Genomic DNA, 17217 nt, shown 5'->3' on the forward strand with positions numbered 1-17217 from the left:
ATCGCTAAGTACAGAAAGCTTGTTTATCGCATCCGTACTCCAATCAAACGAGACAATTAATACTCCTATGCGGGCGGGTCTGCGTCGTCACCAAATCCACTTCCATATGATTCGATGACTTCCGTAACGGTGACCTCGTAGGCATCGTACCACTCTGTCCATCGCCGTTTCGCCTCTTTGTGCTCTGAATAGGCGCCAAACGTCTCAAGCGCGTCTAAGGACTCCCAGTAGTACGCGACGAGAACCTCCTCACTTTCTGGATCATGCCATGTCCGCTTCCCGAGGTAACCCTCTGTGCCCTCCGCAGCTTCCTGTATCGCGTCATTTAACTCATGGAACTCCTCGTCATAATCCCCCGGATCAAGGCGAAACGTAACGAGATACATCACTCCGATTCTCTCACTCGGCAACCAAGACGCTTTCTCTCCCAGACCAAAGGTCGAACATTGGCGGAAAAATTCTTCTGCTGAGTTGAACCGGACCGTCTCATTTCACCCGGGATTTACAATTATTATACATATTGAATTGAAATCGGGAAGGGCCCCGTATATTGGACTCAATTCGAAAATATAGGCTCTGGAGAATATTTATTTGTGTAACGTGGTCTGATTAGTACGATGTCAAAGGACTTTCCGCTACCGGACGACCTTCCAGAACCGGAAGACGATGGAGCGGCAGACCACCTCCCCGGGATGGAGATGGTCGACGTATCTCTAGAATCCACCGACGGAGCTACGGTTAACCTCCAAGAACTCCCTCCCCGCACTGTTATCTACGTCTATCCACTGACGGGACGGCCAGATAAAGACGTGATTCCAGAAGGATGGGAAGACGTTCCAGGTGCCCGTGGCTGTACTCCCGAATCACGAGGCTTTCGCAGTCATTACGATAAACTCCGAAATAACGGAGTGGGAGAAGTATTTGGACTGTCTACGCAGTCGAGTGAGTACCAGCGTGAGGCCCGTGATCGGCTAGACCTTCCCTTCGAGATGCTCAGCGATGCTGAATGGGAACTGGCGAGTGAACTCGATTTACCGACTTTCACCATCGAGGGGGACGAGTACCTGAAGCGGTTAACGCTGGTCGTCTCTGATGGACGTATTGAACACATCTTCTATCCGATCTTCCCACCGGACGAACACGCAAGTGAAGTCCTCGAATGGGTAAGAGAGAATCCCCGATAGATGGAACAACAAGTTGTGTTCCGCCAGTCGACCCGTTCTATTGTCTGCGGATTTTGTAATGCCTCGGTATGCTAAACAGGTGAGTCCGAGTAACCTATGACACAATACGATGACCGGTCCAGCAAGAACCGATTCGCAACTATCGCCGTCGGCGCAGCAGAAATCGAGACGCACCCTCACAGAGGTGGAACAAACGACGTCGTCCCGCCGATTCACCTCTCGTCCACATTCGAGTGGGCCAGCGGGGACGAAGCCAATGAACACGTCTACTCACGCGCGGGCAATCCGACACGGGCGGCCCTCGAAGAGCAGCTCGCCCGCCTCGAAGGCGGCGATCATGCGTTGGCCTTTGCGTCCGGAATGGCGGCTATCTCGACGGCGATGCTGTCGCTGGTTCCCCCAGGAGGCCATCTCGTCGCCTCAGACTCCATCTACGGCGGAACCGAAAATCTACTCACGGAGATGCTGGCGGGCCACTTCGACGTCGATGTCGACTTCGTCGACACCCGTGACCCCGAAAACGTCTCCGCAGCAGTCGATTCGGAGACCGACTTGATCTGGGCGGAGACGCCAACAAACCCGCTGATGCGGCTGTGCGACATCCGAGCGATAGCCGACATCGCCGACGACTACGGCATCTCGTTTGGGGTGGATAGCACCTTTGCGAGCCCGTACTTCCAAGCCCCACTCGAGTTAGGTGCCGACGTCGTTGTCCACAGCACTACCAAGTATCTCAACGGCCACTCCGACTCGATCGGCGGTGCTATTATCACCAACGACGAGACGGTATTCGAGCAGCTGGCGTTTGCCCAGCAGGTCGGGCTTGGGAATATGCTTTCGCCGTTCGACTGCTATCTGGTCGCGCGAGGAGTGAAGACGTTGCCGGCGCGTATGAAACACCACGAAGAGAACGCGATGGCGGTTGCACGGTTCCTTGAGAGCCATAATAGGGTCGCCCGCGTTTACTACCCAGGTCTCGAGAGTCACCCGCAACATGACCTTGCGAGTGAGCAGATGTCGGGGTACAGCGGGATGCTGTCCTTCGAGTTCGACGGCACACCTCTCGAGCTTGAAGCGTTTATCGAGGGGCTTGACCTATTCACGCCGGGAGCCAGTCTTGGTGGGGTTGAGAGCCTTATCGAAGTGCCATCGTTGATGACTCCCGACGAGGTGAGCCACGGGGAGGCTACCGCAGAGATCCCTGAGACGTTGGTCCGAGTGTCGGTTGGCCTCGAAGATCCTGATGACCTCTGTGAGGACCTCCGGACGGCGCTACCGTAGGGTCACACCGCTCTGTTAAAACCCTCAGAGCCTGTCAGAATTGGCGTGCTAAACTGAGAGAGTGGATTCAGCCATCCCGACCGATTCCGCCTTAGTTTCCGTCTTCACACAGAGGAGCTTGTGGGAGGCCTCGAACGAGTAGGTCCCCACATCGAAAACTACAGCTAATCAGCACAAACAGGCCAATAATTAGAGCTCTCTCGAGTCTCCTAACCGAGAAGATGAGAGTGGTGAGTGAGACGCTCGTGGTGTTTATCGAAGCTGTCCATCTAAGACGGGACTCACCCGGCCACCGACTTCGATGTTGATACTGTCTGGCGATTTTTCCGCTCGAAGGTGGAGGAGCGAGGGGCGGTCCATCTCGTAGCCCTGTTCGACAGTGACTTCGATTTCGTCCGTGTCGAAGTAGCTGTGCTTGACGAGGTACGCGGCGAGACAACCGTTCGAGGAGCCCGTCGCGGGGTCCTCTGGAACACCGGCAGCGTCGGCGAATACGCGAACGTGTAGGTCGTTGTCTTCGACTGTCTCCGGCGCAAATACGAGCAGGTTCACGTTGCCATAGGAGTCGATAAGCCGATTGTAGTACGGCTCCGGTTGCGTCTCGGCTTGCTCGACAGCGTCGAGGGAGGTCAAAGGGACAATGACGGTAGGGAGTCCCGTCGAGACGAGCTTGATCGGGTAGGAGTCGTCGATATCCGCTGTGTTGAGCCCGAGAATATCTGCGAGCAGTTCCGGGGAAAATTCGTCCTCGAAGGTCGGTTCGATCTGGCGCATCCAGTAGGTCTCGTCGCCGTCGTGGGCTTCGACCCAAACGGGAATCTGGCCGACGCCGAGGTTGAGCAGAACTTCTTCCGGATAGTCGTCTCGGAGGTACTCGCGAATGACGAATGCGGTTCCGAGTGTTGGGTGGCCGGCGAAGGGGATCTCCTCGGCGGGGTCGAAGATTCGGACGTCGTATCCCCCCTCTGTCGTGTCGGACGATTCGATAAACGTCGCTTCGGAGAAGTTCGTCTCACGAGTGAACGCGAGCATCTCCTCAGTAGACATGTTCGAAGCGTCACGGACGACCGCCAGTTGGTTCCCTGTGTACTTCCCCTGGGCGAATACATCCACGAAATGAAGTTGGTTAGTCGACATTCACGTCCATCAATTTGTGGTATACGAATATTTGCGGCGATTCTGGCGAAGGTTAATCGCGGCAGTATCAGCGATTCTTACAATCCCGTGTGGGTCTCAGGGTCGGCGTTTTTGCTGCAGATTTTTTTCGAGAAGGGTGCAGTGAGCGCCGCTTCGGGCGGCGCTCGAAAACCCGACGAGAAAAAGGTGTTATGGTGTGACGACTAGCTTCCCCAGGTAGCTCTCCTCCATGACGTCGCGGTGGGCCAGGTCGGCCTCGTCGAGGTCGTAGGTGCGGGCAATCTCGATCGAGAGTTCGCCGATCCCCATGAGGTGGCCGACGCCGCGGAGGGGCTCCCGGAGGTCGGGCGCGTTGAACAGGAGCATGAACTGGTAGTTGACGTCCTTCGAGCGTGCGGCGCCGTCGTTCGTGAACGCGGGGTTAGGCGCGTTCTCGCCGATTCCGACGACGCGGCCGTTCTGGGCGGCGACGTCGGCGTCGAACTGGAGGTAGCTGTCGAGTCGGTGGTCGAGGATCGCGTCGACGCCGCCGTCGGAGGCCTCGAGGACGGCGTCGGTGAGGTCCCCGTTGTCGTAGTCGAGGGCGGTCTCGGCGCCGAGGTCGGCGAGGACCTCGTGGTACTCGGGCGCGGCCGTGGTGACGACGCGTGCGCTGACAGCGTCTGCGATCTGGACGGCGGCGTGGCCGACGCCGCCGGAGCCGCCGTGGACGAGGCAGTACTCCGCGGGGTCGAGGTCGGCGTAATCGATCAGAGCGCGCCAGGCCGTACACGCGGCGACGCCCGCGGCGCCGGCCTCCTGGAGGTCAGCGCCATCGGGGAGGTGGACGACGCGGTCGGTAGGAATCGTGGCGTACTCCGCGTATGCGCCCTGGTGCTCGCCGTTCCCGATGCCGACCCCGAACACGCGGTCGCCGGCCTCGAACCCCTCGACACGGTCGTCCATCTCGACGACGGTCCCGGCGACGTCGACGCCGGGCGTAAAGGGGAGCCCGACCGGCTCGTAGGAGCCGTCGCGGAAGTAGGTGTCCACGGGATTGACGCCCGCGGCTGCGACCTCGACCAGCAGCTCTCCCTCGTCGGGATCGGGGCGGTCTATCTCCTCGACAGTCAGTACCTCTGGCCCGCCGTGCTCGGAGACGCGTACGGCTCGCATATTCGATGACAAGATGCGACGGCGCTTGAAAGGTGGTACCATTTCGATCGTTCGGGGGCGATCGGACCTGTTGGAGGGCGGTACTTACTCCAGCCAAGGTACATTCGCACACCTACTGGGCGGCTATTTCACTCTAAATCAGCTGGTGAGAATCCACCTCGATGTGATGAGCCGCTTCAGCAAGTACAGACGAAGACGTTACTGAATGCAGATTATTCGAGCGGTTCGATTTCGTCGCCGGGACGAATTGTCCCACTTTCGATGATGTCCGCTCGGAGCCCTCCTCGATGGGTGAGTGCCTGCAATACGCCGTCCTGGGTAATGCGCTGGAGATGATTACACGGTTCACACAGTCGATCCCCTCGACAGATGGCATCTCCGACTCGGAATCGTTGTCCAACGAGATGATTGAGTGCTACATCACGGGTTTCGATGTTTCGTCGATGTTCTCCCGGTGCGAGTTCGATTCCCGCTTCACGTTCGATTGCTGCTACAGCCTCTTGCTCGATCAACGTGAGGTCGTACCCATCGTGGCGTTCCTCATCTGGCTCCCACTCAACGAAGGTTCCCGTCTCAATCTCACTAAAGTAGCGATCACCTCGGAGTCCCTGTCCGGCAACTGCTTCAACGTCGGTCTGTTCTTCCATCTCCGCTTCGGCTTCAGGTGCGATAAAAATCCGTTCAATAGTTCCACTCCCGGTCATGTGTGCTATGCTGTTTGATAACAGGATAAATATTCGTATGGAAGATTTATCGACAGGTAACTCAGCGGTATGTTCGCACACCTAATTAACGGTCAATTCTCCATCGAAGGTGCGAGACAAATCTCAACACCATTCTGCATTTATCCCCTATATTCAGCAAGCCGATTGTGTAAGTTGGGAAGGCTTCAGCAGAGCCACTCCTCTCAGTATGTCGAGAATTATACTGCGGACTAGAATCAGGTTCTTCTAGACTCCCGTCGAGCAATTTTCAGCGGCTAACACGACCGGTATCGAGGGAATCGGGGGTATTTCACGATTCGAAGTGGCGAGCCGGAGGACCTCGAGAGACGCAGAACAGGTAAACCAGCGGTCCTCAGGTATCCAGATACGTCCGAAATAACCTTTGTTACCCCGGCGTCGAGCAATTTTTGAAATCACAGCATTACCTCGGAAGTCGTCGAGGTACTTTCTACGCCCTCAAATCGGCCCGACGGGGTTCTTCTCCGATTTGAGAACGTCATTTCGCCTTGCATATCGCGGATTTCGTCCAAAGAAAGAGGCGATATGCAATGTGCGAAGGCCGCCGGCTCTCTCAGGCCGAGGGGCCATCACAGGGGTAGTAGAGCCGAGAAAGTATCAGATGTAGCGTATAGATTGAGCGGTGCGTTTCGGTGGTGTCTGTTGCCCCCGCGAGGGGGTGGCGGGGCGCATCACGTGCCCCCGATAGACGATGGCTTCGGAACGACGCAGCAAGACACGAGCAGCGCATCACGCAGAAACCACACCCGACGCTGAGGCGTCGTGGGCGGACCTCGAGATGACGGTTCCGACCGACCGGGATCACGCGTCGGTCGTCGCGCTCGTGGAGTGTGCTCTCGTCGAGCTCACGCACGAGGCCGTGGGCGCCGTCTTCGTCTCACGGCAGGTCGGGCGGTCGACGCGGACACAGTACGTCGCCGCCGACGACGTCGGCGAGCAGTTCCAGAAACGGCACTTCGACGACCGACTGGGCTGGCACGAGACCACCGTCCCTCGACGAACCGTTCGCGACGAGCTCATCACTCAGCTCACGCAGTCGCCCTCGACGTCGGCGGAGCGATCAGGTGAAGGAGCAACCAGCGAGCCAGACACCTTCGTCGTGAAGCCAGTTCGAGAGCTCCGAACGCCGTAGCGGTTAGGCTTAACCAACATTCCGAACCGATACCGACACCGTGTTGGTTAACTCTGGGGCTGGATCCACTCCCTCGCCCCCACCCACCGCCCGACTCCTCGAGTGAGTGCATCCTGGCGGCCGGGCGACTCGAACGGCGGTCGCGACGGGTTTTATCCGGGCACTGTTCGTCGAGAGCGAGTATGGTCGTCGTCGAGGAGGTCACCAAACTGAGCGAGCGCCGTACCCAAACCTCGTCCGAGGTGTTTCCGGATGATTCGTTGACGTCGATTCGGGAAGCCGTCGAGGCCGTCCCATCAAGCGTCTTCGACGGCTCGACGAAGCACACAGAGGTCGGCGGCTTCGATGCCGCGATCGCCGACAAGCTCTCGCAGTACGAGTACGAAGGGGACGCCGCCGGCGGCTATAACCCGAACTGCAAGCTCTGGTCGCATCAGGGGTTTAACTACAGCGTCGATCTCTACGACGCCGACGCCCGTATCGCCATCGAGGTCGAGAAGAGCGAGCGGAAGAATGTCAGCGACGACCTCCTCAAGTTCCAGAAAGGGTACCGCACCCAGAAGGACGGCCGGCCAAAGATCGAGTTCGGCTGTCTGGTGGTACCAGTAAACTACCTGGGTCGGCATAACCTGTACCAGCACAGTCTGACCAAGCTCGACTTCATGAAGGGCGTCCTGTTCATCGACGACGTCGCCGTCATCGGCTATCGAGACCCGCGACCGGACTGATACTGTCGGCCCTGACTGTTTATCGGCGCCAGGAGGCGTGCAGCGCGCAATAGCGTGCGCTGCGTGACTCACCATGCCTGGTCCCGATCCGCACGACGACACGAGTCGCGACTACGAACGGTTCGAGAAAGAACAGCTCGCCCAGGACCGCGACGCCACCGACGTCGACACGGCGGACGTCGACGACACGACGGCCCAACGCCTGGTCAGCGACCTCGTCGACGCGGACGTCGTCACTCCGGTTCCCGAAGACCAAGTTCTGGTTCACGAACCGAGCGGCGCCGCGTTCGACTCATCGACGCAGCTGGCCGTCTTCCACCGTGGCTGGACGGCTGGCCGCGACGCCGACTGGGAGGGCGAGTGATGCAGCAGACGATCACTGGCTGTGCGTTCTGTGAGGCCCCGCCTGGTACCGAGACTGGCGAGGCCCATACCTGGGGGCAGGACGAGCGGGTCACCCACCCGATCTGTGTCGACTGTGCGATTCAGACGCGGCTGGATCCCGACGAGCGCGATCACGTCGCCTGTGACGGCTGTGGGCTGGTCGTCGATACGCTCGCGGCACTCACGCGGTTCCGGGTGGAACTCGGGCATCTGGAAGGCCCGTTGCAGCTGTGCGCCCGCTGTAGTCCGGGTGGGCTCGCGACGTACTGGACGCGAGACCTCGAGGAGCATCTCGTCGCGGCGCCGGCGGAGTGACCCCAACACTCTTTACTGATTCGCTGTAAACTGTAATCAAGAAGGAATCGTGTCACGCACCTCAAACCGCGCCGACGGCGACATCGTCCAGGACTTCCTCTCGGTCGCGGACCTCCTCGAGGAGCCACAGCTCGCCCAGCTGTACGCGTACCTTGCTCGGGAGGGCGAGGCAACCGTCCAGGACGTGATGGACGACCTCGAGCTCGCCCAGGGGACCGCCTACAGCTACGTCAACCGGCTCGTCGACGCCGGCGTCGTCGACGTCACCGACGACGAGCAGCCGCGCCGGTACGCTGCTCGGGAGATCGACCTGACCGTGACGACGGCTGCCGGCGACCGCGAGTACACGATCACGCCGGCGCTGATCGACGCCGTTGGCCGCCGCGAGACGGACGCCGACATCGACACCTACATCGACCGCCACGGCGTCGCCGGCCTCGCGACCGCGCTCACCTACGCCGTCGCCCGTGAACGCGGCGAGGTGACCCACCGGCTGATGGCTGAGGATCTGGACATCTCGCCGCTGGCTGCGGAGATGATCTTGCAGGCGCTCCGGCCCGTCGTCCACGAACACTACGACATCGAGGAGGGAGGGGCAGGACTCGACGAGTTGGACGTCGGCGACGCGGCTGACGACGCGTGAGCCGGCTCCACATCGCCGACACCGGCCTGTTCGTCGCGATGGGACAGCCGTCGAACAGCCGGTACAAGGCTGTTCGGCGATTCGCTCGCCGGAACGACGTCACCTTCGTCCTGCCCGAACGGGTGTACGAGGAGCTGACCGTCGACGAGTCCGACGTCGAGGCTCCACCCATCGACACCGCGATCGACGAGGGCTGGGCGACGGTTGCGCCACCGTTGGAGTTCTCCGAGTCGGTCGTCTCGCGGGTGATGGATGGCGTCCAGCGGTACATCGCGAACGCCGACGACCGACCCGCCGACGAGGTCGAACGCGCCGACGCCGCCCTCGCCGCCCTAGCTGCCCAGCACCTCAGTGCGGGGACGGCGACCGAGGTGTACATCTACACGACCGACATCGCGGCCGGCGAGGGAGCCGAAACCGTACTCGCGAGTGAGGGGTACGGTGACTCGGTGACGTTCGTGAACGGGTTCCGGTTCATCGAGGACCTGGTCGCCGGCGACAGCTGACGCTATTCGGGGTCGAGGTCACGAGCGTCGAGGTCGCCGGCGAGATACTGCTCTCCCGTTCGCGTGATATCGTAGACGCCGTTGCCGAGGTGGACGAGGAGGCCGTATTCGACCAGCGTCTTGCAGCGGGCATTGATGTGTTGACGGGAGAAGCGAACCCGGTCACTGTCCGCCATTTCTTTTGGGGTATCGGGGCCGGCTTCAGCAAGATGCTCTAGAATGCGGTCATCGGCACGAGACATCCAGTCGGCGTCAAAGCGCATAATCGCTTCTGGTTGCGCCGACACTATCCCGAACGCGCTAAGTCAAGTAGCAAATCGGTGCGCTCCTGTAGTTGACTCTTAACCTTTTACAAGCCTGCAACTCTTAGCCCCGAGCGTTCAGATGCACTCTTCTCCATCGGACAGTTCGGATGATTCTAGGGACCTCCTCGTGGAGATCATCGAGACACTGGAGACGTGTGGACTCGAGGACGATTCCTACCAGCTCCACGATTACGTTGACCCCGATGCGCTCGAACAGGTGATCGCCTCCGCCGATGAGAACATCACCGTTCAGTTTACTGTCGATGAGATCCCGCTCGAAGTATCACCGGACGGTGTGGACGTCATCGTCGAGGACGAGTCCCAGTCCGTCGGCGAATAACGACGTGCGGGTCCGAGATAGGGATCGTTCCTGAAAGCCCTCGACCGCTCGACGTCCCGCGACCACCGCTGCGCGCCTCGTCCCTGCGGTGCTTGCGGGGTCGGGGGACGGCCGAGACGGTCTCGCCCTTTCTGAGTCCGCCAGGTCGGTAGCTGACGCACCGAGCGACGTGGCCAGCTCGACAGATGTGTACGTACCGGCCCGCCCCGCTCGCCGCTGCCGCCCTCCGCGTCGCTCGCGACCGACCATTCCGGGCGTGCGGGCGCTCTCCGCACCGCCCGCGCCCGTTCCGGGCTAAAGTGCATGTGCCCTCGGCGCCAGCGGGTAAGCGTGGGGGGTTGCGCGGCGTGGCTGCTCACCCCCCACGCTTACTCCGCTGGCCGCTCGCTCCGGGCGGGTCGGCGCGCGGTGCTGGTTGGAGCCACCTCATGCAGGCGCGCTCTCGCTCGCGCCCGGTAGGGCGCTCGCGAAGGCGCGAGCGAGAGCGCGCAGATGGTTCTGTCGGTCGTTGTCGTCGGAAAACCGCGATGTTGGAGCATCGCGGTGTCGGCGCGTGAGCGCCTTCGTCGGAAATCACCTTGTGAGTGATTCCAATGTCTAGTAACAACGCTAGCGGAAAGGTCGTTTCGGTCGATGAACAGGCATTCGAGAAAGCGGGCGGTCAGGCGGTCGATGAAGACGGCTTCCCGGTCGTCGACGAGACGCCGGAGTTCGAGGCGGCGGTCGAGCAGGAGACGCAGGCGAAGGTGGATGCGAACCACCCGGACGGGATCGCGGACACGAGCGAAGAACGGATTCACGGTGTCACCCTCGAACAGGAGGAGCGCATTCGGGCGCGGGAAGCCGAACTGGAGCGCATCAGTGCCCAGGCCGAGCTGGGAACGCAGGAGGGTCGCGAGCAGCGCACGCGGGAGGTCGTCAGCGAGCAGTGTGGCCGTGACGAGCCGGCGCCGGCGGAGCGCACGGATCCCCGAGAGAAACTGACGCAAGACGAACTCGCGGAGGTCAACGAGCAGGCGATGCGGATCAGCGACGAGGTGACGGGCGGCTGGTCGAGAGCGGTCGTCGCGAAGCAACTGGCCGAGAAGGTGCAGCGCGGGCGGGACGTCACGAAGGCGGTCTTGGAGACCTTCGAGGAACTGAAGGCGGCGCCGGGGGCGATCGTGCCCATCGCGGACGTGCCGGACGTCCCGGTCGGTGAGGTGACGGTCGAAGGAACCATCGAGACGCTCTGGGAGCCTTCCTCCTCAAGCATCCAGCAAGTCGGGCTGATAGCGGATGATAGCGGGAAAATCAAGTTCACCTGCTGGGAGAAATCGCAGCAGACAGTGGTGCGGGAAGGCGAAACGGTCCGGTTTCGGGCAGCAGCCAAGAACTGGTACGAAGGCCGGTGCTCAATCGCGCTGACCGGGTGGTCGCGAATCGAGTTCCCGGAGCGCGGTCGGTGGTGGGAAGAATAGCCAGTCGAGGCAACCCTCTTTTTTGCTGTGTGCCGGACCAACCCAGACCCCACCGCCCCACCCTCCGCTCCGTGCTCGCTCCTACGTCGCTGCGCGCGCAGCCACGACCTCGCTCACCTATCCAACATTTATCCGGCAAACCGAGGGAAGGAGTGTGCGACTTGGGCGAGTTTATCGAGCCCCCAGAAGGGTGCGGGCGCACAATCGCTCCGGAGTAGACAGATGACGGGTGAAGGAGATCTAACCTGCGGTGTTTGTGGAAAGTCCTTCGACACTAGGGACGCGCTGGGCGGCCACAACAGTAGCCACAGCCGCCGGATCTCTGATACGAAGTTACTGGCCGAGCTCGACCGGCTTGTAGACGAGCTAGGCCGTTCGCCAACGACCACAGAGATGGATACGTCGGGAGCGTATTCGGCTGGAACGTACAAAAATCGATTCGGCAGCTGGGCAGAGGCACTCCAGAAAGCCGGATACGAACCGGTGAAGCAACACCGGGTATCCAAAGACGCACTCATCGACGAAATCAGACGGCTCGCAACGGAGGACGAGACACCGCCAACGGCGGCCGACATGCGCTCGGAGGGCGAGTTCACGGTCACAATCGCACAGAATCGCTTTGGGAGCTGGAACGAAGCGCTAGAAGCAGCAGGCTACGACCCCAACCATCGGCATCGGATCTCGGATGCGGAATTACTCGAAGAGATCCATCGGCTTGCCGACGAATTAGGAAAGGTCCCAACAGCGCAGGAAATGAAAGACCTCGGGGAGTTCTCGCATCGACCCTACTTTACTCGCTGGGAGGGCTGGCAAGCTGCGATCCGAGCTGCCGGCTACGAACCGGTTGGCCGTCCAGCCGGCCAAGACCATCACAACTGGAAAGAACAACCAGTCCACGAATGGCGCGAGTACGGGGACAACTGGGACGAGCAACGACAAAAAGCGCTTGAACGCGACGACTACACCTGTCAAACGCCGAGCTGTGAGTGGACGGAGGAGGCGCATCGCGAGACATTCACGAGAGGACTCCACGTACATCATATCCGACCGCTAAGCGCCTTCGGCGACGACGAGAGTGAGGTGGATTTCGAGCGGGCCAACCGGCTGGATAACCTCGTTACGGTGTGTGCCGAGCACCATCATCTCTGGGAGCGGGCATCACCGCTACGGCTCGATACGAGATGAGTCTCGCAACCGCCGGCCATTCGGACGAGTTTCTGATTGAATGGCGAAAAGGTGAGCGGTGACCTGGTGATTTACTACTGCCAGACCAGCCCAAGCCCCGCCGCCCCACCCTCCGCTCCGTGCTCGCTTCGCTGCGCGCGCAGCCACGACTTTACTCGCTGAAGGGTATCCTGTGCGAGAGCGTGATGAGGTGTTCGATATCGCCCAAGATGTAGTCCGAGAGCATTCGCTCCGTATGCTCGAGATTACATGCACCAATATCGTCGTGGCTGTCCGAACGAGCGTGGAGCCACGTTTCCATGATTCCAGGGATGTCGCCGCTATCGACGTAGTCGGTGTCTGCATCAGTCGGGCGAATCCTCTGGAGATCTAATTCATGAGTGTAGTCGTCGAAGAACGTCCGTCGGAGCCCGACCTCCTGATGCTGGATGAGGTCGTCGAGTCCAGTTCCATACCCGTAGGCCTCAGCTGCGAAGTCCCCCAAATCCACAGATTCGGCACTTTCGATGATAGTCTTCAGATCGCCAGCAAGCCCGTCACCGGCAGGGCCGTCAGCAGCATAGACGGGTCGCTTTTTCAGCATCGGCAGGTCGAAGAAATCGCCCGCATACGTTACGATCTCGTCCGGTTGGTAGGCCCACAGCTCAGCATTGATCCGTCGTAGTAGATCCAGTTCGGACGCAAGTCCTGGAGCGCGCCGAGTGAGAATCTGCGTTCGGGGTAAGCGGCCGCCTGCTTCGGGACCGTCATACGCGAATCCGATTGCCGCGAGCTGGAAATCCTCCGGATCCTCCCAGTCAGGATCGTCATCAGGCGTGAGGTGCGGGCTGATCGTCTCGATATCGAGGGCAAGTCGTCTGGTACCACTAGATGACATAGCGGGTTGTCCAAGTCTGGATATTTAAATCGAAGTGAAGTGTCTGAGTTCAGCTGTCAGTGTTCCCGGTCGTGAATACTTTTGACGGGGTAGACTTGATAACGAAAGTATGAATCAGACAGACGTCTCCTGGCCAACAGCCCCCACTGGAATAGCCCCTGTGGGTCGGGTCTCTGATCCGGAACTTCGAGAGCTCGCCAGATTGCTCCGGGAAGACAGTACATCGGAGTGGTTCGAACGGGTGAAGCCGCCGAAGAACCCGCATCCGACAGTCACCAAGTTGCCGGACTACGACCACGAAGAAGAGCTAGCCGCAGTCCCGGAAGAACCAACGGAGAGCTACCGGCAGCAGGCTCTTGAGTACGTCGAGGGCGTCATCGAAGCAAGGGACTCGGTACGGCCGGATTCACTCCAGCCTGCATCTGAACTACCAGATGGAATCAGTCGATCAACCTCCCGTCAGTGGGTCTGGTACCATACGACCGACAGCATCCAGGAGCGGACAGATGACCGGCCACGATCGTTGGCTGAAACGACTGACCACGGAAAATATCTGTTCTTCACACCAGATGACACGGGCGTCCTCGAGGACATCATCGTCGAGCAATTTCAGTCTCGCCCGTTCGACTCTGCGAAGGTCCCAACGATTCCGAACAGGAAACCGGATGCAGTCCTCTGCCTCTATTATTCGGACGACCGGTATCGAGCCGATCTCCGAGAGACGTATCAGAACGAGCCTGAAGACGACACCTACGGGGTTGCGTCCCCCTACGACCCAGAGCTGCCCATCATTAAACCGCGAGGATTCAAGACCGACTCTGCAACGCGCCGAAATGAGTACTCTGAGGAATTCAGGCAAGAATCAGAGTAAGCGTTACTCGATGAGTTTCTCCCTGGCCTGTCGGACATTCTTTCGCACCGCTTCAGGGTGGACATCACGTTGGGATGCCCATTCTTTCGGGGCGTTCCCTAGCTCTTCGGTCATCCAATAGTCGAGGATTTCAGGTGGGGTGAGGCCATCCTCTGCCAGCTCTTGGAACCACCAGGATAGGACGAGTCTTGAACGTCGCCAGACCTCGATATCTTGAATCGGTACGACGAGATATGAGTGACCCTCCTCCAATTCATGAGAGCGCCCGCTGGACGTGAGAAGGTCATGTGCGCGGATGGAATGCCACTCTTTCGCTGCAGTCGCCTCGTCCTCCTCCACATCGATCGATTCGAAAATGGTTGACCACTCAGAATCAGGTATAGCGAAGACGAAGTCACTCGGTGGATTCTGGAATGCTAGCTCGACCGTCGATGAAGAATCGCGCCACGCCTTCCCGAGGTAATCATCGATAACGGTCACGTCGGCGATCCGTTCCAAGAGTTCCGTAAGCCGCGACGTTGACACAGAGGTCTCGGCAGCAACCTGCTGAATTTGCCCTCGATGAACACGCCGTTCCTGAGCCATACCCAACCTCTTGTTTGGAATTACTTATAACCCCACCACAACACAACTTGTAGTTTGTTTTGGCCCTGATGGATGGGGCCCTCAGAAGGAGGTGTCCCAGACAGAGGTGAGTTAAAATGGCAACCAGAGACATCTACGAGAGCGGATTCGACGAAGACGTCCGAACAGAATCGAGTGCGAACCAGTGTCCCGAGTGCGACGGCCGAGTCACCACGAACGCGGTCGAAACGGTCTGCGAGGACTGTGGCCTGGTCATCGACGAACAGCGTATCGATCACGGGCCGGAGTGGCGGGCGTACGACGACGAAGAGCGCGAGCGAACGGGTGCTCCCCTCACTGCGGCCCGCCACGATCGCGGCCTGTCGACGGAAATCGGTCGCGGCACCGACGCGAAGGGGAACGAGATCTCTGGGCAGAAGCGACGGCGACTCGCGCGGATGCGCCGTGAGCAGACCCGTGGGCGCTGGCGGTCGAAAGCGGAACGGAATCTCGCACACGGGTTGGGCGAGGTGCGTCGGTTGGCGAGTGCCCTCGAACTCTCCGATTCGGTCCGCGACCAGGCGTGTCAGCTCTTCCGGAGCGCCCAGAACGAGGATCTGCTTCGTGGCAGATCCATCGAGGCCATCGCCGCGGCCAGCGTCTACGGGGCCTGCCGGTGTAACGGCCTCTCGCGGTTAGTGGACGACGTCAGCGAGATGGCCCGCGTCGCGGAATCGCGAGTCACGAACGCGTACAAAACGCTGAACGAAGAGCTGGGCCTCCCCGCTGAGCCCGTCTCTCCCAGCATGTTCGTGCCGCGACTCGCCTCGGACCTCGAGTGTCCGGACGAGATCCGACAGCGGGCCCGAACCCTCGCAGAGCAGGCCGAAGAGAGCGGCGTCACAACGGGCGTCCATCCGGCCGGGTTCGCCGCGGCCTGCCTCTACAAGGCCGGTCGCGAGGAGGGCCGATGGTTGACGCAATCCGAGGCCGCGGACGTGGCGAACGCCTCGAAGGCGACTGTCCGGGCACACCGGGATACGTTGGAGGAACAGGTCGCCTGACGCAGTCCACTGTCTCTCCGTCTGTACTGCACATCGTTCTATCCACGCTACGATTTAAACACGAAGACGAGCCATGTTCTCTGTAGACTACTCTATGAACGGTCGTTACTCCGACTTTGAGGAACTGCGGCCAACCGGCGAGGCGTCCCACATTCCGGACACGAGGCTGGACGACGGCTGTGAGGGTGCCCCCCGGCGGCAACGCGTCGCGACGAGCGCTGGTGGCTATCCTGATGCGCCGACGGCCGCCGATGGCGAGTGCAAGTCGTGTGGGGCGTCAGTCCCAGACGGCCAGACGAAATGCCGGTTCTGTCTCACTAACCATCTCGGGAGTGACGCCACTAGCACGAACGAGACAGCGTCGATGACGTGCCTCGGCATCGTCCACCTGGTCGTCGAGTCGACCACGTTCTACGGCGCCGTCGCGAAGGGCGGCGCCGCGGCGAACCTTCTCTCCGCCAACGAGGTGGAGCCGGCCGTCGACGACTACACGCTCATCTACGACCTCGACGAGGCGCCGGCGCGCCAGCTGGCCGAGCAATGGCCCTCACTCCCCGATGCGATACAGGTGTCGTCAGAGGAGGGAGAACGGCTTCTCAGTGCCGTCCGTGACCGGGCTGGGTGGCACGGGCAGGAAGCGTCGGAGCGTCAGGAGCAGGCCACGACGCGGCTCTACGATCAGCGTGGGGACGGCATCCGCGACGCGTCGCGTCTCGACGCGGTCCTCGACGACGCTGACGACGTGGTGTGGCTGGTTCCAGCGATGGCGCTGACCGAATCTACTGGCGAAGCTGGGGCTGATCGCCAGGCGTCGTCGGTACCGACGACGCAGGAACTCGAGTGTCAAACCTGTGGACGGGCGACCGACCATCGGTTCAAGACCCACGAGTCGGACCCGGATGAGGCGTGGACGGGGCAACCGATCTGGGAGTGCCGGGTGTGTGGCTCGGCTCGCTACGGACCCAGTCTCGAGTAGCCCCAGTGCTCGGCGGCGATTAACCAACACCCTGCGAGTAGCGTCGAGGTTCGTTGGTTAAGGCCGTAATCTTCTGCAAGCCCGACGCCAGTCTCGATGGTGGGTCTTTCCGCGCCGGCGAGCGGTGAGGCGCTTCCGATGGAGCAAGAGTTCAAACAGGGCTACCGGATGCATCGTATACTCAGCAATCTCAACCGACTCGACGTCGACCGATTGGACGACGCGGATCGAGAGCGAGTTGAGACCGCGAGAGACCTCCTGGAAGAGGTGAGCCTTCTCACGCGGCCGGGCGACGGAGCCGGGGCGGACGCCCACGCAGACTCCTAACTGGCGTCGTCGGCCACGCCTCGGGAGGCACCTCTCACGT

General features: G+C 60.6%; 22 protein-coding genes. 15 read left to right on the top strand and 7 right to left on the bottom strand.

The window, feature by feature from the left end; translation table 11 throughout:
- Nucleotides 1-65: 65 nt before the first annotated feature.
- Nucleotides 66-386 (bottom strand): antibiotic biosynthesis monooxygenase family protein, encoded by a 321-nt coding sequence (locus ACYQZ5_RS14550; protein WP_379730337.1) that lies wholly within the window; start codon nucleotides 384-386, stop codon nucleotides 66-68.
- 231 nt (nucleotides 387-617) lie between these two features.
- Between ACYQZ5_RS14550 and ACYQZ5_RS14555 the strand changes: the two genes are divergently transcribed.
- Nucleotides 618-1184, top strand: a complete 567-nt coding sequence (locus ACYQZ5_RS14555; RefSeq protein WP_379730338.1) for a peroxiredoxin — start codon at nucleotides 618-620, stop codon at nucleotides 1182-1184.
- Between the two features lie 96 nt (nucleotides 1185-1280).
- On the top strand, nucleotides 1281-2465 hold the full coding sequence (locus ACYQZ5_RS14560) for a trans-sulfuration enzyme family protein (RefSeq protein ID WP_379730339.1): 1185 nt from the start codon (nucleotides 1281-1283) through the stop codon (nucleotides 2463-2465).
- A 252-nt stretch (nucleotides 2466-2717) separates the two neighbouring features.
- Here ACYQZ5_RS14560 and ACYQZ5_RS14565 read toward each other — a convergent pair whose 3' ends face one another.
- The 3 genes from ACYQZ5_RS14565 to ACYQZ5_RS14575 form a co-directional block, all read right to left on the bottom strand.
- Complete coding sequence (locus ACYQZ5_RS14565; RefSeq protein ID WP_379730340.1) at nucleotides 2718-3602, bottom strand: PhzF family phenazine biosynthesis protein; 885 nt, start codon at nucleotides 3600-3602, stop codon at nucleotides 2718-2720.
- Between the two features lie 189 nt (nucleotides 3603-3791).
- Complete coding sequence (locus ACYQZ5_RS14570; RefSeq protein WP_379730341.1) at nucleotides 3792-4757, bottom strand: NADPH:quinone reductase; 966 nt, start codon at nucleotides 4755-4757, stop codon at nucleotides 3792-3794.
- A gap of 212 nt (nucleotides 4758-4969) precedes the next feature.
- Complete coding sequence (locus tag ACYQZ5_RS14575) at nucleotides 4970-5461, bottom strand: MOSC domain-containing protein (RefSeq protein WP_379730342.1); 492 nt, start codon at nucleotides 5459-5461, stop codon at nucleotides 4970-4972.
- 730 nt (nucleotides 5462-6191) lie between these two features.
- On the opposite strand from ACYQZ5_RS14575, the gene ACYQZ5_RS14580 reads away from it, so the two are divergent.
- The 6 genes from ACYQZ5_RS14580 (at nucleotide 6192) to ACYQZ5_RS14605 (ending at nucleotide 9208) form a co-directional block, all read left to right on the top strand.
- Nucleotides 6192-6632 (top strand): DUF8030 family protein, encoded by a 441-nt coding sequence (locus ACYQZ5_RS14580; protein ID WP_379730343.1) that lies wholly within the window; start codon nucleotides 6192-6194, stop codon nucleotides 6630-6632.
- A gap of 182 nt (nucleotides 6633-6814) precedes the next feature.
- Nucleotides 6815-7360, top strand: a complete 546-nt coding sequence (locus ACYQZ5_RS14585) for a hypothetical protein (RefSeq protein ID WP_379730344.1) — start codon at nucleotides 6815-6817, stop codon at nucleotides 7358-7360.
- A 73-nt stretch (nucleotides 7361-7433) separates the two neighbouring features.
- Nucleotides 7434-7724, top strand: a complete 291-nt coding sequence (locus ACYQZ5_RS14590) for a DUF8069 family protein (RefSeq protein ID WP_379730345.1) — start codon at nucleotides 7434-7436, stop codon at nucleotides 7722-7724.
- Nucleotides 7724-8059, top strand: a complete 336-nt coding sequence (locus tag ACYQZ5_RS14595; protein ID WP_379730346.1) for a DUF7558 family protein — start codon at nucleotides 7724-7726, stop codon at nucleotides 8057-8059. Before ACYQZ5_RS14590 ends, ACYQZ5_RS14595 begins: the two co-directional genes overlap by 1 nt.
- 49 nt (nucleotides 8060-8108) lie before the next feature.
- The gene (locus ACYQZ5_RS14600; RefSeq protein ID WP_095637975.1) at nucleotides 8109-8702 is read left to right on the top strand and encodes a DUF7437 domain-containing protein; all 594 of its coding nucleotides are present in this window, start codon (nucleotides 8109-8111) and stop codon (nucleotides 8700-8702) included.
- Nucleotides 8699-9208 (top strand): PIN domain-containing protein, encoded by a 510-nt coding sequence (locus ACYQZ5_RS14605; protein ID WP_379730347.1) that lies wholly within the window; start codon nucleotides 8699-8701, stop codon nucleotides 9206-9208. Before ACYQZ5_RS14600 ends, ACYQZ5_RS14605 begins: the two co-directional genes overlap by 4 nt.
- Before the next feature lie 2 nt (nucleotides 9209-9210).
- Here the strand turns inward: ACYQZ5_RS14605 and ACYQZ5_RS14610 are convergent, their stop codons facing one another.
- On the bottom strand, nucleotides 9211-9471 hold the full coding sequence (locus tag ACYQZ5_RS14610; RefSeq protein WP_191452461.1) for a MarR family transcriptional regulator: 261 nt from the start codon (nucleotides 9469-9471) through the stop codon (nucleotides 9211-9213).
- A 121-nt stretch (nucleotides 9472-9592) separates the two neighbouring features.
- Between ACYQZ5_RS14610 and ACYQZ5_RS14615 the strand changes: the two genes are divergently transcribed.
- The 3 genes from ACYQZ5_RS14615 (at nucleotide 9593) to ACYQZ5_RS14625 (ending at nucleotide 12498) form a co-directional block, all read left to right on the top strand.
- Entirely contained in the window at nucleotides 9593-9853 is a 261-nt protein-coding gene (locus ACYQZ5_RS14615; protein WP_015299328.1) for a HalOD1 output domain-containing protein, read from the top strand.
- 593 nt (nucleotides 9854-10446) lie between these two features.
- Nucleotides 10447-11313, top strand: a complete 867-nt coding sequence (locus tag ACYQZ5_RS14620; RefSeq protein ID WP_379730259.1) for a DNA-binding protein — start codon at nucleotides 10447-10449, stop codon at nucleotides 11311-11313.
- 222 nt (nucleotides 11314-11535) lie between these two features.
- A complete protein-coding gene (locus tag ACYQZ5_RS14625) occupies nucleotides 11536-12498 on the top strand; it encodes a homing endonuclease associated repeat-containing protein (protein ID WP_379730260.1) in 963 nt (320 codons plus the stop codon).
- Between the two features lie 151 nt (nucleotides 12499-12649).
- Here ACYQZ5_RS14625 and ACYQZ5_RS14630 read toward each other — a convergent pair whose 3' ends face one another.
- Nucleotides 12650-13375, bottom strand: a complete 726-nt coding sequence (locus ACYQZ5_RS14630) for a hypothetical protein (protein ID WP_379730261.1) — start codon at nucleotides 13373-13375, stop codon at nucleotides 12650-12652.
- Nucleotides 13376-13484: 109 nt separating this feature from the next.
- Here ACYQZ5_RS14630 and ACYQZ5_RS14635 point away from each other — a divergent pair, with 109 nt between their 5' ends.
- Complete coding sequence (locus ACYQZ5_RS14635) at nucleotides 13485-14246, top strand: hypothetical protein (RefSeq protein WP_379730262.1); 762 nt, start codon at nucleotides 13485-13487, stop codon at nucleotides 14244-14246.
- 3 nt (nucleotides 14247-14249) lie between these two features.
- On the opposite strand, the gene ACYQZ5_RS14640 is transcribed toward ACYQZ5_RS14635, so the two are convergent.
- Nucleotides 14250-14831 carry a DUF8048 family protein gene (locus tag ACYQZ5_RS14640; RefSeq protein ID WP_379730263.1) on the bottom strand — a complete coding sequence of 194 codons (582 nt, stop codon included), beginning with the start codon at nucleotides 14829-14831 and terminating at the stop codon, nucleotides 14250-14252.
- 116 nt (nucleotides 14832-14947) lie between these two features.
- On the opposite strand from ACYQZ5_RS14640, the gene ACYQZ5_RS14645 reads away from it, so the two are divergent.
- From ACYQZ5_RS14645 to ACYQZ5_RS14655, 3 genes are all read left to right on the top strand, one after another.
- The gene (locus tag ACYQZ5_RS14645) at nucleotides 14948-15874 is read left to right on the top strand and encodes a transcription initiation factor IIB (RefSeq protein ID WP_379730264.1); all 927 of its coding nucleotides are present in this window, start codon (nucleotides 14948-14950) and stop codon (nucleotides 15872-15874) included.
- 94 nt (nucleotides 15875-15968) lie between these two features.
- Nucleotides 15969-16850, top strand: a complete 882-nt coding sequence (locus ACYQZ5_RS14650) for a biosurfactant protein 1 (RefSeq protein WP_379730348.1) — start codon at nucleotides 15969-15971, stop codon at nucleotides 16848-16850.
- A gap of 138 nt (nucleotides 16851-16988) precedes the next feature.
- A complete protein-coding gene (locus ACYQZ5_RS14655; RefSeq protein WP_049908471.1) occupies nucleotides 16989-17177 on the top strand; it encodes a DUF8012 family protein in 189 nt (62 codons plus the stop codon).
- Nucleotides 17178-17217: the final 40 nt, after the last annotated feature.

It is taken from the genome of Halolamina salina (assembly GCF_054653455.1).